Annotated in this window: 11 protein-coding genes; all 11 read left to right on the plus strand. The window is 73.4% G+C overall.

The annotated features are described in order from the left end of the window. The first annotated feature begins 11 nt into the window (after window positions 1-11). On the plus strand, window positions 12-4,943 hold the full coding sequence (locus GA0070558_RS26750; protein WP_091284648.1) for a type I polyketide synthase: 4,932 nt from the start codon (window positions 12-14) through the stop codon (window positions 4,941-4,943). A gap of 82 nt (window positions 4,944-5,025) precedes the next feature. Further along, the gene (locus tag GA0070558_RS26755; protein WP_043963276.1) at window positions 5,026-5,331 is read left to right on the plus strand and encodes an acyl carrier protein; all 306 of its coding nucleotides are present in this window, start codon (window positions 5,026-5,028) and stop codon (window positions 5,329-5,331) included. Between the two features lie 2 nt (window positions 5,332-5,333). Continuing rightward, window positions 5,334-6,158: an alpha/beta fold hydrolase gene (locus GA0070558_RS26760; protein WP_256092141.1), complete on the plus strand. Its 825-nt coding sequence runs from the start codon at window positions 5,334-5,336 to the stop codon at window positions 6,156-6,158. A gap of 26 nt (window positions 6,159-6,184) precedes the next feature. Next, a complete protein-coding gene (locus tag GA0070558_RS26765; protein WP_077937635.1) occupies window positions 6,185-7,147 on the plus strand; it encodes a sulfotransferase in 963 nt (320 codons plus the stop codon). Between the two features lie 171 nt (window positions 7,148-7,318). Next, window positions 7,319-9,079: a hypothetical protein gene (locus GA0070558_RS26770; protein WP_256092142.1), complete on the plus strand. Its 1,761-nt coding sequence runs from the start codon at window positions 7,319-7,321 to the stop codon at window positions 9,077-9,079. Window positions 9,080-9,197: 118 nt separating this feature from the next. Next, entirely contained in the window at window positions 9,198-10,268 is a 1,071-nt protein-coding gene (locus tag GA0070558_RS26775; RefSeq protein WP_256092143.1) for an extracellular catalytic domain type 1 short-chain-length polyhydroxyalkanoate depolymerase, read from the plus strand. A gap of 83 nt (window positions 10,269-10,351) precedes the next feature. Continuing rightward, window positions 10,352-11,530, plus strand: coding sequence for an ABC transporter ATP-binding protein (locus tag GA0070558_RS34900; RefSeq protein WP_091284655.1), 1,179 nt, complete (start codon window positions 10,352-10,354; stop codon window positions 11,528-11,530). Beyond that, window positions 11,527-12,351, plus strand: a complete 825-nt coding sequence (locus GA0070558_RS26785) for an ABC transporter permease (protein ID WP_091284658.1) — start codon at window positions 11,527-11,529, stop codon at window positions 12,349-12,351. The genes GA0070558_RS34900 and GA0070558_RS26785 overlap by 4 nt, the downstream gene beginning before the upstream one ends. Before the next feature lie 40 nt (window positions 12,352-12,391). Next, complete coding sequence (locus tag GA0070558_RS26790; protein ID WP_091284660.1) at window positions 12,392-13,273, plus strand: 3'(2'),5'-bisphosphate nucleotidase CysQ; 882 nt, start codon at window positions 12,392-12,394, stop codon at window positions 13,271-13,273. Then, window positions 13,270-14,184 (plus strand): sulfate adenylyltransferase subunit CysD, encoded by a 915-nt coding sequence (gene cysD / locus GA0070558_RS26795; RefSeq protein ID WP_091284662.1) that lies wholly within the window; start codon window positions 13,270-13,272, stop codon window positions 14,182-14,184. The genes GA0070558_RS26790 and cysD overlap by 4 nt, the downstream gene beginning before the upstream one ends. Next, the coding region (locus GA0070558_RS26800) for a sulfate adenylyltransferase subunit 1 (RefSeq protein WP_091283122.1) at window positions 14,184-15,249 on the plus strand (1,066 nt) is incomplete at its 3' end. The genes cysD and GA0070558_RS26800, both read left to right, overlap by 1 nt.

Consider the following 15,249-nt stretch of genomic DNA (forward strand, 5'->3'; position numbering starts at 1 on the left):
CGGAGGAACCGATGAGCAACGGCGCACCCGCGCCCGGCCAGATCGCGATCGTCGGGATGGCCGCCCTGATGCCCTCCGCCGGTGACCTGGAGAGCTACTGGCGCAACCTGATCAACGGGGTCGACGCGATCACCGACGTGCCGCCACACCGGTGGGACGAGGAGTTCTACGACCCGGAGCAGGCGCACCGGCCGGACCGGATGTACTGCAAGCGCGGCGGCTTCGTCGACGAGTACGCCACGTTCGAGCCGCTGCGGTTCGGGGTGATGCCCGCCTCCATCGGCGACATCGAGCCGGACCAGCTGATCACGCTGGAGGTGGCCGCCGCCGCGATCGACGACGCGGGCGGCACCGACAAGCTGCCCGACGGCGAACGCGTCGGCGTCATCCTGGGCCGGGGCGGCATCCTCAGCCCCGCCCAGGCCCGCTACGCCCAGCGGGTGCGGATGTCCAGCCAGGTCATCGGGATCCTGCGGGAGCTGATCCCGGACGTCGACCCGGCCCGGCTGGAGCTGCTGCGCAAGAAGTTCGACGAGCGGCTCGGCCCGTACCAGCCGGAGGGGACCATCGGCCTGGTGCCGAACCTGGCCGCCTCCCGGGTGGCCAACCGGCTCAACCTGCGCGGCCCGGCGTACACCATCGACGCGGCCTGCGCCTCCTCGCTGATCGCCGTGGACCAGGGCATCACGGAGCTGCTCAACGGCCGGCTCGACGCGGTGCTCGCCGGCGGCGTGCACCACGTGCACGACATCAGCTTCTGGTCGGTGTTCAACCAGCTCCGGGCGTTGTCGCGGCAGGGCGAGATCCGGCCGTTCGACGCCGCCGCCGACGGGCTGCTGATCGGCGAGGGCACCGGCGTGGTGGTGCTCAAGCGGTACGCCGACGCGGTCCGCGACGGCGACCGGATCTACGCGGTGATCCGGGGCAGCGGGGTCTCCAGCGACGGCAAGTCCGCCAGCATGTTCAACCCGGCGGTCTCCGGGCAGGTGCTGGCCATCAGGCGGGCCTGGGAGGCCGCCGGGCTCGACCCGACCGCCCCGGACGCGCTGGGGCTGCTGGAGGCGCACGGCACCGGCACCCCGACCGGGGACGCCGCCGAGCTGACCACCGTGGCCCAGGTGTTCGGCCCGTACGCCGGCGGCCCCCGCCCGGTCATCGGGTCGGTCAAGTCGATGATCGGGCACACCATGCCGGCCGCCGGCGTCGCCGGCCTGATCAAGGCCGCGATGGCGGTGCACCGGGGCGTGCTGCCGCCCACCCTGCACTGCGAGTCCCCCCGGGCGGAGATGGCGGCGACCCGGTTCGCCCCGATCGCCACCGCCCAGCCGTGGGAGAGCGACGGGCCGCGCCGGGCCGGGGTCAACGCGTTCGGCTTCGGCGGGATCAACGCCCACCTGGTCATCGAGCAGGCGCCCGCGTCGGCCGGCGAGCCGCTGGTCGGGTTCACCGCGCCAGCCGCCGGCTCCGGGGCGGTCACCGTCGACGAGGCCGACCAGGTGCTGTGGCTGGCCGCGTCGAGCCCGGCCGGGCTCGCCGAGCTGCTGGACCGCGACGACGAGACGGTACGCCGCCTCGGCGCCGACCTGGCCGCGCGCTCGGGCGGCGACGCGCCGGGGCGGGCCCGCCTCGGCATCGTCAACCCCACCGACAAGCTGCTCGCCGTGGCCCGCAAGACGGTGGCCCGGGGGCAGGCGTGGCGGGGCGGGCGGGACATCTGGTTCAGCCCGCAGCCGCTGCTGGCCGACGGGGCGGGCAAGCTCGCGTTCGTCTTCCCCGGCCTGGAGGCGGAGTTCTCGCCGCGCACCACCGACCTGGCCGCCCACTTCGGGCTGCCCGACCGGGAGTGGTCCGCCGCCGACCTGGGCCGGCACGGCGCCGGCCTGATCGAGGTCGGCAAGCTGTTCAACGAGGCGCTGGAGCGCATCAACGTGCGCCCCGACGCCGTCTCCGGGCACAGCATCGGCGAGTGGACCGCCGCCGCCGTCAGCGGCCAGATCAGCACCGCCGCGATGGACGAGTTCCTGGAGCTGTTCAACGCCGACTCGGTGGAGGTCTCCGGGTACGTCTTCGCGGCCGTCGGCGCGGGCGCCGACCGGGTCACCCCGCTGCTCGGTGACTTCCCCGGGGTGGTGCTCTCGCACGACAACGCACCGGCCCAGTCGGTGGTGAACGGGCCGGAGACCCAGGTGGACCGCCTGGTGGAGGCGCTGCGGGGCCGCAACATCCTGTGCCAGAAGCTGCCGTTCCGCTCGGCGTTCCACACCCCCGCGTTCGCCGAGGGGCTAACCTCGATCGGCGCGGCGCTGGGCCGGTGGGAGGTCCACCCGACCCGGATGCCGGTGTGGTCGGCGACCCTGCACGCGCCGTTCCCCGCCGACGAGGACCAGGTCAACCACATCTTCGTCCGGCACATGATGGAGCCGGTCTGGTTCCGGCAGACCGTCGAGGCCATGTACGCCGACGGGTTCCGCGTCTTCCTCCAGGTCGGCGCGGGGCAGCTCGCCTCGCTGATCGGCGACAACCTGCGCGGGCGCGACCACCTCGCGATGCCGGTGAACACGGCGCACCGCACCGGGCTGAACCAGCTCCGCCGCGTCGCCACCGCGCTGTGGGTGGAGGGGGCCGCCCCGGACCTGCGGGCCCTGACGACCCCGGCGCGTCCCGCGCCGGCCGCCCCGGCGAAGCCCGCCAGCAGCACCACCGGTCGGCGTGGCCCCCGGATGAAGCTCGACCTCGGCGGTCCCCTGGTCCGCCTCGGCGCGGACGCGGCCGGCCTGCTCGGGCTGGACGCCATGCCGGGCGCCACCGCCGCGCCGGCACCGGTGCGGCCCGCCGGCAACGGGGCGTCCGCCGCCCGGCCGGCGGTGGGCAACGGCACGGGCCCACGCCCGGCCGCCGGCAACGGCACGCCGGCAGCCCCGGTCGCCGCGCCGGCCCGCGCCGCCGGCACCGGTGCCCCGGCGGCACCGGTCGCCCGTCCCGCAACGGGCAGCGTCGCACCGGCGGCCACGCCTGCCCGCGCCGCCGCCCCGGCGGCACCGCAGCCGGTCGTACCCCAGGCCGGCGCCGCACGGCAGGCCAGCGCCGCGCTGTCCAAGGAGGCCAACGCCGCGATGACCGCGGTGAACCGGCTCGCCGGGCAGTCGAGCGCGGCGGCCGAGTTCGCGGCCCTGCTCCAGGACACCGCGCAGAGCGCGGCCAGCGTGCTGGCCGCCACCGGCGGCACCCCGGCCCCGGCCGGCGGACCGGTCCGGTCCCAGCCGCCGCGACCCACCGTCGCGCCGGCCACCACGCCGGCCGCGCCCCGCACGCCCGCCTTCAAGGCCCCGACCCCGGTCGCGCGCCCCGGCGTCAATCCCGGCGAGATCGGCCGGATCACCCTGCGGGTCTCCCTGGAGACCATGCCGTACCTGCTGGACCACTGCTTCTTCGTGCAGCCGGACGACTGGCCGAACCCGGAGGACCGGTGGCCGGTGGTGCCGGCGACGGCGCTGGTCGCGCACATGATGGACGCGGTGGAGCAGCTGGTGCCCGGCACCCGGGTGGTCCAGGTGCACGACGCCAAGTTCAACAGGTGGCTGATCGCCGAGCCGGCCACGGACGTCGAGATCGTGGTGAAGACCGCCGGGCCGAACCTCTACTCGGTCGTCTTCGCCGGCTACGCCCGGGCCACGATCGAGGTCGGCACCGCGTACCCGGCCCCGCCGGAGGTCTGGACGCACGACCCGGCCACCGAGCGCCCGCCCACCCTCGGCGCCGCCGAGATGTACGCGGAGCGCCTGATGTTCCACGGCCCGCAGTTCCAGGGCGTGACCGAGGTGCACGCGCTCGGCGACATGCACGTGCGGGGCATCGTCACCGCCCCGGTGCCGCCCGGCGCCCTGCTGGACAACGCGTTGCAGCTCATCGGCAACTGGCTGATCACCACGCAGCCGTTCCGGACGGTGGCCCTGCCGGTGGGGCTGGGCCGGGTGCGGTTCTTCGGGCCGCCCCCGCCGGCCGGCCGGGCGTTCGTCTGCGTCGCCCGGGTGCAGACCATCGACGACGGGAAGCTCGTCGCCGACACCCAGCTCAGCTACCAGGGGCGGGTGTGGGCGCAGATCGAGGGGGCGGTGGACCGGCGGTTCGACAGCCACCCGCAGGCCCGCGTCGCGGAGCGCTTCCCCGAGCGGTACCCGATGTCGCACTTCCAGCCGGAGGGCTGGACGATGGCCTTCGACTGCTGGACCGACCTGGTCACCCTGGGCATGGCGGCCCGGGGCATCCTCGGCGGCGCGGCCAACGCCGAGTACGAGCGGCAGCCGGCCAAGACCCGCAAGCAGTGGCTGCTCGGCCGAATCGCGGCCAAGGACGCGGTGCGCTCCCGGCTGTGGGAGCAGGGCCACACCGACATCTACCCGATCGAGCTGACCGTCGGCAACGACCCCGACGGGCGGCCGTGGGTGCGCGGTCGGCCCGGCCGCGGCCTCGACGACTGCGACGTCTCGCTCGCGCACTGCGGCGACATCGGGGTGGCGATGGCCCGGTTGCGTCCCGCCGGGTCGCCGGCCGCGACGCCGGGCGTCGGCATCGACGTCGCCGAGGTCACCGACCACCCGGACAGCACGTTCGGCTTCGCCCTCACCGGCGGCGAGGCGGCGCTGCTGGCGTCGCTGGCCGGCGGGGACGCCGCCGCGCGCCGGCTGTGGTTCACCCGGTTCTGGGCGGCGAAGGAGGCCGTCGGCAAGGCGGAGGGCACGGGGCTGGACGGCAAGCCGCGCATGTTCCTGGTGCGCGAGGCCGCCGACGCCGTGCTGACCGTCGAGGTCGCCGGGCGCGCCTACCGGGTGGGTTACCGGGAGGTCGACAACCCCGAGGACCTGCCGCCCCGGCGCTACGTCGTCGCCTGGACCTGGGGCCCGGAGCCGGCCCCCGCCACCCCGCCCGGGGTGTCCCGACCGTGAACGACCTACCGGGCCGGCCGACCGGCCGGCCCACCCCGACAGCAGGTCACCCCACCGGAACAGTAGAGAAGGAGCAACCATCATGGCCGCGGCCCAGGACAGCATCCTCGCCGACCTCACCGAGATGATCAACGCCGTACTGGGCGACTTCGCGACCGACCAGGTCATCACCATGGACACCACGTTCCGCGACGACCTGGGCATGGAGAGCATCGACGTCGTCTCGCTCGCCGGCCGGCTGCAGGCCCGCTACGGCGACACCGTCAACTTCGCCCACTTCGTGGCGAAGCTCGACCTGGAGACGGTGGGCGAGCTGCGGGTCGGTCAGCTCGTCGACCACATCGCCACCTCCCTGGAGGGCGACGGGGTCCCGGCGGGCAGCCGGTGACGATGGTCAAGGCGAACGGGATCACGCTGCACGTGCAGCGGCTCGATCCCGCCGGTCCGGCCCCCGTGGGCCGGACCGGGCCGACGCCGACGGCGGTGCTGATCCACGGCATGGCCTCGGACACCATGGCGAGCTGGTATTTCACCATGGCCGAGCCGCTGACCCGGGCCGGCTTCCCGACCGTCCTGTACGACCTGCGCGGCCACGGCCGCAGCGACCGCCCGGCCACCGGGTACGCCCTCGACGACTTCGTCGACGACCTGGCGGCGCTGCTGGTCGAGCTGGACGTCACGGGGCCGCTGCTGCTGTTCGGCAACTCCTTCGGCGGGACGATCGCCTTCGGCTACGCCGCGCGCCACCCGGACCGGGTGGCCGGCATCGTGGCCGTGGAGTCGTCCCCGCCGACGCCGGAGTGGATGCGCCGGGTGCGGATGCGGCTGGAGCGGGTCGCCGCCCGGCTGCCCCGCGAGGGGGCGCTGGCCGAGATCGGCGCGGCCCGGGGACGCATCGCCGCCCGCCGGGCCGCCGACACCGGCCGGATGCTCGCCGAGACCACCATGACGGCGGAGCTGCCGGCCAGCCGGCTGCCGGCAGGAGACGCGCTCGCCGCGATCGCCTGCCCGGTGCTGTGCCTCTACGGCGGCGACTCGGCGGTGGGCGAGCTGGCCCCGGCCGTACAGGGGCTGCTGCCGCAGACCCGGGTCGTCGTCCTGCCCGACGAGAAGCACTCCGTCCTGATCGACCGGCCCGACTCGGTACGCCGGCACGTCCTCGCCTGGCTGGGCGAGGAGTGCGGGCTCGACGTGGCCCCACCCGTCACCACATGACAGCGCGACTTCCAGGAGGAATCCCGATGGACACCCCGATCACGGGTCGGTCGATCATCATCAGCAACGGACGCTGCGGCTCGACGCTGCTGTCCGACCTGATCCACGAGGAGCCCGACACGCTGTCGGCCCAGGAGTTCTTCATGTCGGTGACGCCGTGGGCGCGCAGCGCCGAGGTGATCACCGGCGCGGAGTACTGGGCGGTGCTGGCCAGTCCCAAGCCGGAGCTGGCCACGCTGTTCCGGATCGGGCTGCCGCCCAAGGAGGTCCGGTACCCGGCCACGGGCCGCTGGGCCGACCGGATGACGGAGCTGCCCCGGATCCTGGCGATCACCCTGTCGAAGCTCACCGACGACCCGGACGCCCTGTTCGACCAGCTCGCCGAGCGGGTCCCGAGCTTCGGCACCCAGTCGGTGGCCCGCCACCACAGCGACTTCCTGGACCTGGTGGCCACGCTCACCGGCAAGACCCGCTGGGTGGAGCGCTCCGGCGGCTCCAGCCACCTGGCGCCGCACCTGCTCAAGGGCTTCCCGGACTGCAAGATCGTCTATCTGACCCGGAACCGGGAGGACACGGCGAAGTCGATGAGCCGGCACTCGTCGTTCCAGCTCATCCAGCTCCGGGTGGAGTTCCTGGGCCGCTGCGGCCTGGACCCGTTCCGGGTCACCGACGCCGACGACGTGCCGGCGGACCTCCAGCCGTTCCTGCCGCACCGGCTGACCGCCGAGGCGCTGCGCGAGCGCGGCGAGGACATGCGCCGCTACCTCGGGTTGTGCGCGTTCATGACCAGCCAGGCCGACCAGGCGCTGGCCGACGTGCCGCCGGAGCACCTGCTGCGGATGCGCTACGAGGACCTGGTCGCCGACCCGGTCGGCGAGCTGACGCAGCTCGGCGAGTACCTGGAGTTCCCCGAGGCCGCGCAGTGGGCCGAGCGGGTCGCCGGGCGGGTCGTCGCCCCGGCCCGTAAGCCCGCGCCCGCCGCCGCCTGACCCGCCCCACCCCACACCGCACCCCGTTCTCCTGCGCGCCGCGGCCCGGACCGCCGGGCCCGGCCGCCGGTGTCCCACCCTTTTTGCTGGAAAGAGAGGCAGTTGGTGAATCCACTCCGGATCTCCGCTCGGCGGCTGTTAGCCGCCATTGCCGTGCTCGGGCTCGGGCCCGTGCTGGCGGTTCCCTCGGCGGCGCTCGCCGCGCCGCTCGACGCCGCCGGGGCGGCCGGCGGCCAGCCGCCGACCACGCAGCTCCTCGCGAAGGCCCCGCCGGACGAGTGCTTCGCCGGGATCGGGCAGCCGTACCCGGCGGGCCCGCCCTGCGAGACGGGGCAGGCGAAGGTCAACCAGGCGTACCTGTGGGGGATGACCCGCGCCGGCCGGACGCTGTTCTTCGGCACCGGAGCGAACGTCAACTGCCTCACCAGCGGTCGGACGCTGGAGAACACCGTGCCCACGCAGAACGCCGACTGGGTCTGCGAGTACGGCGAGAGCCAGATCGCCAAGCGCAACCCCCAGTTGCCGGTCAAGCTGGGCGACCACCGCATCCCGCGGCTGTACACGTACGACACCAAGTCGAACCAGCTCACCGAGAAGACCGACGTGGTGAAGGCCGCCTCGCCCGACGACGCGACCCGGCTGCAGAACACGGTCGGCATCCGGGCCGCCGGCAACTACGGCGGCGTGGCCCTGCTGGGCGGACCGGCGCTGGGCGAGAGCATCAACCTCTTCGCCTTCGACACCGACACCGGTGCGTACCTGGGCTCGCACAACTTCACCTCGTACGGCAACATCCGGCACTTCACCGTGGCCGACGGCGCGCTGTACGCGGGCGTGGGCGTGGGCAACAACGGCGGCAACCGCGGCCACGTGCTGCGGTGGATGGGCAGCAAGACCGACCCGTTCAACTTCGCCCAGGTGGCGACCCTGCCGGCGCAGGCCGCCGACCTGACCGTCCACGAGGGCCGGATCTTCGTCACCACCTGGCCGGGCTCGGACAACGAGTTCTCCGGCGGCGAGGCCGCGCCGGCCCCGGTGCCGGCGAGCATCGCCTCGGTGTGGATGAGCCCGAAGCTCTCCGACGGCGCGCCGGGGCTCACCCCGGACGATGACGCCGCCTGGCAGCAGGTGTGGAACGTGGCCAGTTACGAGCCGGACGCGGTGGTCGCCCGCAGCTACGGCCTGGGCGGCCTGGCCTCCTACGGCGGCTACCTGTACTGGGGCACCATGCACGTGCCGATGAAGGCCACCAGCCTGCACCTGAGCATCTACCCGCCGGTGGACGAGGCCGGGATCACCGCGACGGCCCAGAACACCCAGCGGGCGGTCAGCATCTACCGGGGCAAGGGCTTCGGCTCGTCGAAGCAGAAGGTGGACCTGCTCTACGGCTCGACCGAGCTGCCCGCGTTCGACCCGGAGGCCAACGGCGGGGTCGGCGCGTGGACGACGAAGTCGACCAACTACACCCCGAAGTACGGCCCCGCCGGCTTCGGCAACCCGTACAACAACTACACCTGGCGGATGGTGGTCGCCGGCGGGAAGCTCTACGTCGGCACCATGGACTGGAGCTACCTGGCCAAGGAGTTCGGCCAGCAGACCGCCGCCCAGCTCGGCCTGTCGCCGCAGATGGGTGACGTGCTGGCCAAGGCCCCGGCCGTGGCGGCGGCGCCGGCCGGCGCGCGGGCCACCGCCGAGATCCCCGAGGCGGTGTACGGCGGTGACCTGTACGCGTTCCCGTCGACGAAGAAGGCGGCGACGACGATCAGCGACACCGGGGTGGGCAACTACCTGAACTACGGGGTGCGCAACATGGTCGTCGACGGTTCGACCATCTACCTGGGCATGGCGAACCCGATGAACCTGCGTACCGACCCGAACGACGACGTCCCCGAGGGCGGTTGGGAGCTGATCAAGCTCAAGGCCGGCTGCTGATCTCCGTGCCGCCGGCCCGGCGTCCCCTCCTGCGCCGGGCCGGCGGCCGGCAGCCCTTGCCGAACCCTGGCCCGTTCCTGACATTCCTCGAACATTCGCGGGCGAAAGTGTTCATATGATGACTTTTTTCGATTTTCGCCCTACCGTCGGGGCTCCCGGCGGTCGGTCAGGCCGGTCGCCCTCCCCCGCCGCCACCCGCCTTGCCGGGGCGCTCGCGCTCCTCGTCGGGCTGACCCTGCTCGCCGGCTGCACCCGGGGCGGCGGCGGGGCCGGCGACGGCGGGCCGGGCGCCGGCCCCGCCGCCGACGGCGCGTCGACGGCGGACGTGCCCGTCGGCTCCTCCCAGCGCACCCTGACCGTCGACGGGCGGGACCGCACCTACCGGCTCTACCGGCCCGCCTCGGCGAAGCTGACCGACCCGGTCCCGCTCGTGGTCATGCTGCACGGCGCGGCCGGCACCGGCGAACAGGCCGAGGAGGCGTACGGCTGGACGGAGGAGGCCGACCGCAAGGGCTTCGTGGTCGTCTTCCCCGACGGCATCAACCGCGCCTGGGCGGTCGGGCCCGAGTGCTGCGGCGCGCCCGCCCGCGAGGGCGTCGACGACGTCAAGTTCATCACGGAGCTGGTCCGCACCGTCGGCGAGACGGTCCCGGTCGACCCCGCCCGCACGTACGTCTCCGGGATCTCCAACGGTGGGCTGCTCGCGTTCCGGCTGGTCTGCGACACCACGGTGTTCGCCGCCGTCGGCGCGGTGGCGACCACGCTCACCGGGCAGTGCGCCGACCCGAAGCCGGTGTCGGTGCTGCACATCCAGGGCAAGCTCGACAAGACCATGCCCTACGGCGGCGGTCCCGGCCGGCGCGACAACGGCGGCACCGGCCGCAACCCGGTGAAGATCGACGGCCCGCCCGCCCCCGAGCTGGCCGCCCGGTGGCGCGCCGTCGACGACTGCGGAGAGCCGAAGGAAACCATCGACGGCCCGGTCGTGCGCACCGCCGCGACCTGCCCCGAGGGGCGCGGCGTCGAGCTGATCACCATCACCGACGCCGGCCACCAGTGGCCCGGCGGCAAGCCCAACCCGCCCCGCGCGCAGCGGCTGCTCAACCTCGACCCGCCCTCCACCGCGCTGAACGCCACCGAGACCATCTGGCAGTTCTTCAGCGCCCACCCCAAGCCCGCCGGCGGCTGACCGCCGCACCGCGCCGTCCGCCGCCGGCACCCCTCGTGCCGGCGGCGGACGGCGGCACCCCGCACCCCCAGACAGGAGAGCAGATGCCCAGCAGAGACGGGCCGGCCGTGGTCGAGGTCGCCGACCTCGTCAAGCGCTACCCCCGCAGCGACACCAACGCCGTGGACGGGCTGTCGTTCACCGTCGCGCCGGGCGAGATCTTCGGGCTGTTCGGGCCCAACGGCGCCGGCAAGTCCACCACCGTCGGCATCCTCACCACCCGGCTGCGGGCCACCGGCGGCCGGGCCCTGGTCGGCGGCGTCGACGTCGGGCGCGATCCGGCGGCCGCCCGCGCCCAACTGGCCGTGGTGCCCCAGCACAACAACCTGGACCGCGCCCTGACCCCCCGGCAGAACCTGGTCTACCACGCGACCTACCACGGGCTGTCCCGGCGGGAGGCCGAGAGCCGGGCCGGGGAGCTGCTGGAACGCTTCGGCCTCACCGAGCGGGCCGACCGGCGCATCGAGGCGTACTCCGGCGGGATGGCCCAGCGGCTGATGATCGCCCGGGCGCTCACCCACGACCCGATGGTGCTCTTCCTCGACGAGCCGACCAACGCCCTCGACCCGCAGACCCGGCTGCTGATCTGGGGCCAGATCCGCCAGCTGCGCGAGCGCGGCGTCGCGATCGTGCTCACCACCCACGCGATGAACGAGGCGGCCCGGACCGTCGACCGGGTCGGCATCGTCGACCAGGGCCGGCTGCTCACCCTCGACACCCCGGACAACCTGGTCCGGGGCCTGGCCGGCGACGCGCTGCTCGACCTCACGCTCACCCCGTCCCCCGCCGACGACCCGGAGGCGCTGTGCGCCGCGCTGGGCGAGCTGGACGGCGTACGCAAGGCGGAACGGCTCGCGTCGCCCGCCGTGCCGGCCGGTCTGCGGCCCGGCGCGGGGCTGCCCGGCGGGGCCGGCGGCGGCGCGGCGCTGGCCGCCCTGGCCGCGCGGGCCGGCGGCGGGGCGCGGCCCGGTGGCGGCGGCCTGGCGGCCCTGGCCGGCGCGGGCCTGCTCGGGCGCGGCGGCGCGGCGGGCCGCAACGGCGGGGGCCCGGCCGGTCGTGGCCGGCTGCGCGTGCGCCTGCACCTGGCCACCGACCCCGCCGCGCTGCTCGGCGCGGCGGTCACCGTGCTCACCGCGCGGTCGGCGGCGCTCAACGCCATCGACATCGGGGAGCCGAGCCTGGAGGACGTCTTCATCGAACTGACCGGAAGGGAACCACGGTGACCGCTGTAGACACGCCGACCCCGCTGCGACCGGCGGTCACCCCGCGCGCCCGGCCCGGCGCCGGCCGGGTGTTCGCCGCCGTGCTGCGCCGCGACCTCATGGTCACCGGCCGCGAACTGTGGGTCATCCTGGTGCAGGTCGGGCTGACGCCGCTGTTCATGCTCTTCGTGTTCGACACGATCCTCGGCGGGCAGGGCATCGTCGGGCGCAACTTCGCCGACCTCTTCCTGCCCGGCATCATCGCGCTGGCCGCCCTCACCACCGCGCTGCAGAGCGTGGCCCTGCCGCTGGTGAAGGAGTTCGGCTTCACCATGGAGATCGAGGACCGGCTGATGGCCCCGCTGCCGACCAGCCTCGTCGCGATCGGCAAGCTGGTCATCGCCACCGTCCGGGGGCTGCTCGCGGCCCTGCTGATCTATCCGCTCGGCGCGCTGGTGGTCGGCTCCGCGCCGTGGCGCCCGGCGGGGCTGCCCATGGCGTTCGTGGTGGCGCTGCTCGGCGCGTGGATCGGCGGGGCCATCGGGATGAGCCTGGCCACCACCCTGCCGGTGCAGCGGATCAACGTCACCTTCTCGGTGATCCTCACCCCGATCATCTGGACCGGCTGCATCCACTACCCCTGGCCGAGGCTGTCGCTGCCCTGGTATCAGGTGGTCACCGCGCTCAACCCGATGACGTACGTCTCGGAGGGGGTGCGCGGCGCGCTGCTGCCCGAGGTGCCGCACATCCCGGCGTGGGTGTGCCTGAGCGTGCTCACCGGGGTGGCCGTGGCGCTGACCTGGCTCAGCGTCCGCTGCTTCAGTCGACGGGCGGTCCAATGACCGCCCGGGCGTTTCCCACCGGCCCCTGCGAGGAGCTGCCATGCCGCCCCTGACCCCTCCGGAAACCGACGCGGGCCTCGCCCGCCGGCTCGCGGCCCACGCCGGCGAACTGCTGCTGCGGGTACGCTCCGCGCACGGCCACGGTGACCCGGCCGCGCTGAAGGCCGCCGGTGACCGGGCCTCCCACGACCTCCTGCTCGCCGAGCTGGCGACCCACCGCCCGGACGACGCGGTCCTGTCCGAGGAGGACAAGGACTCCCGCGTCGTCGGGAGCGTCGACGCCGGCGGCCGGCTCACCGCCGACCGGGTGTGGATCATCGACCCGTTGGACGGGACCCGGGAGTTCTCCGAGGAGGGCCGTTCGGACTGGGCGGTGCACGTGGCGTTGTGGGCGCGTACGGCGTCGACGCCCCACCGCCTGGTGGCGGGGGCCGTCGGCCTGCCCGCCCAGGGGCGGGTGCTGGTGACCGACGACCCGCCGGCCCCGCCGGCACCGTCCGCCGGCACCGGCGCGCCGCTGCGGCTGGCGGCCAGCCGCAGCCGTCCCCCGGCCTTCCTGGCGGAACTGGCCGCCGAGATCGGCGCCGAGCTGGTGCCGATGGGCTCGGCGGGGGCGAAGATCGCCGCCGTGGTGACGGGTGAGGTCGACGCGTACGTCCACGCGGGCGGCCAGTACGAGTGGGACTCCGCCGCCCCGGTGGCCGTGGCCACCGCCGCCGGGTTCCACGCGTCGCGCGTCGACGGTTCCCCGCTGACCTACAACCAGGCGGACCCGCGCCTGCCCGACCTGCTGGTGTGCCGTCAGGAGCTCGCCGTGCCGCTGCTCGCCGCCCTCGCGCGGCAGCTCTCCGGCGCGGCGGCCCCCGGCTCCGGCGTCCCCTCGACCGGAGGCGTCCCCTCGACCGGAAAGGACACGCGATGAGCAGCGGATCGGCTGCGTACCAGGTCTCCCAGCTCGACGAGTTGGAGGCGGAGAGCATCTTCGTGATGCGTGAGGTGGTTGCGGAGATGGAGCGGCCGGTGCTGCTCTTCTCGGGTGGTAAGGATTCGATCGTGATGTTGCGGTTGGCGCAGAAGGCATTTGCGCCGGCGAGTGTGCCGTTTCCGGTGATGCATGTGGATACGGGGCACAACTTTCCCGAGGTTCTGGAGTATCGGGATCGTCGGGTGGCGGAGTTGGGGTTGCAGTTGATCGTGGCGTCGGTGCCGGAGGCGTTGACGCGGGGGTTGGTGCGGGAGTCCGGGGACGGGATGCGGAACCGGATCCAGACGCCGGTGTTGTTGGACGCGGTGGAGAAGCACCGGTTCGACGCGCTGTTCGGTGGGGCGCGGCGGGATGAGGAGAAGGCGCGGGCGAAGGAGCGGGTGTTCTCGTTCCGGGACGAGTTCGGGCAGTGGGATCCGAAGAACCAGCGGCCGGAGTTGTGGTCGTTGTACAACGGTCGGCATCATCCGGGTGAGTCGATCCGGGTGTTCCCGTTGTCGAACTGGACCGAGTTGGATGTGTGGCACTACATCGCCCGGGAGCGGATTCCGTTGCCGTCGATCTACTTCGCGCACGAGCGTGAGGTGGTGGAGCGGGACGGCATGTTGTATGCGGTGAACGAGTTCTTCACCCCGCGGGCGGGTGAGGAACCGTTCGTGGAGGTGGTGCGGTACCGGACGGTGGGTGACGCGTCGTGCACGGCGGCGGTGCGGTCGGATGCCGGCACGGTGGCGGCGGTGATCGAGGAGGTGGCCGCGACGCGGATCACCGAGCGGGGCGCGACGCGGGGCGACGACCGGGTCAGCGAGGCCGCGATGGAGGACCGTAAGCGGGAGGGTTACTTCTGATGAGCATCGACATGGCGCCGGTCGAGGTGGAGACGCGGCCGATGGATCTGTTGCGGTTCGCCACGGCCGGGAGTGTGGACGACGGTAAGTCGACGTTGATCGGCCGGTTGTTGTATGACACGAAGTCGTTGTTCACCGATCAGTTGGCGGCGGTGGAGGCGGTGTCCGCGGCGCGGGGGGACGAGTACACGAACCTGGCGTTGTTGACCGACGGTTTGCGGGCGGAGCGGGAGCAGGGCATCACGATCGACGTGGCGTACCGGTATTTCGCGACGCCGCGGCGGAAGTTCATCATCGCGGACACGCCGGGTCACATCCAGTACACGCGGAACATGGTGACGGGGGCGTCGACGGCGGACCTGGCGTTGATCCTGGTGGACGCGCGTAAGGGCCTGGTGGAGCAGTCGCGGCGGCACGCGTTTCTGTGTTCGTTGTTGCGGGTGCCGCATCTGGTGTTGTGTGTGAACAAGATGGACCTGGTCGACTTCGACCGGGAGGTGTTCGAGGCGATCGCGGACGAGTTCACGGCGTTCGCGGCGAAGTTGGACGTGCCGGACCTGACGGTGGTGCCGGTGTCGGCGTTGCAGGGTGACAACATCGTGTCCCGGTCGGAGAACATGCCGTGGTACGAGGGGCCGTCGTTGCTGCACCATCTGGAGCGGGTGCACATCGCCTCGGACCGGAACCTGCAGGACGTGCGGTTCCCGGTGCAGTACGTGATCCGGCCGCAGTCGACCACGGTGACGGACTACCGGGGGTATGCCGGTCAGGTCGCCTCGGGGGTGTTGAAGGCCGGTGACGAGGTGATGGTGCTGCCGTCGGGGTTCACCTCGCGCATCGCGGCAGTGGAGACCGCCGACGGGCCGGTCGAGGAGGCGTTCCCCCCGATGTCGGTCACCGTCCGCCTCGAAGACGAGATCGACATCTCCCGCGGAGACATGATCTGCCGCCCCCACAACGCCCCCACGGTCGCGCAGGACATCGAGGCGATGGTCTGCTGGATGGACGAGACCCGCCCCCTGACCGTCGGCGGCCGCTACGCCATCAAACACACCACCCGCTCCG

Source organism: Micromonospora haikouensis (genome assembly GCF_900091595.1).
Classification (GTDB): Bacteria; Actinomycetota; Actinomycetes; order Mycobacteriales; family Micromonosporaceae; genus Micromonospora; species Micromonospora haikouensis.

What these genes read in the sequence shown, in the direction of transcription:
- GA0070558_RS26760 (WP_256092141.1), top strand. Translation starts at nt 5,334, where the DNA reads ATGGTCAAGGCGAACGGGATCACGCTGCACGTGCAGCGGCTCGATCCC.
- GA0070558_RS26790 (WP_091284660.1), top strand. Translation starts at nt 12,392, where the DNA reads ATGCCGCCCCTGACCCCTCCGGAAACCGACGCGGGCCTCGCCCGCCGG.
- GA0070558_RS34900 (WP_091284655.1), top strand. Translation starts at nt 10,352, where the DNA reads ATGCCCAGCAGAGACGGGCCGGCCGTGGTCGAGGTCGCCGACCTCGTC.
- GA0070558_RS26750 (WP_091284648.1), top strand. Translation starts at nt 12, where the DNA reads ATGAGCAACGGCGCACCCGCGCCCGGCCAGATCGCGATCGTCGGGATG.
- GA0070558_RS26775 (WP_256092143.1), top strand. Translation starts at nt 9,198, where the DNA reads ATGACTTTTTTCGATTTTCGCCCTACCGTCGGGGCTCCCGGCGGTCGG.
- GA0070558_RS26765 (WP_077937635.1), top strand. Translation starts at nt 6,185, where the DNA reads ATGGACACCCCGATCACGGGTCGGTCGATCATCATCAGCAACGGACGC.
- cysD (WP_091284662.1), top strand. Translation starts at nt 13,270, where the DNA reads ATGAGCAGCGGATCGGCTGCGTACCAGGTCTCCCAGCTCGACGAGTTG.
- GA0070558_RS26755 (WP_043963276.1), top strand. Translation starts at nt 5,026, where the DNA reads ATGGCCGCGGCCCAGGACAGCATCCTCGCCGACCTCACCGAGATGATC.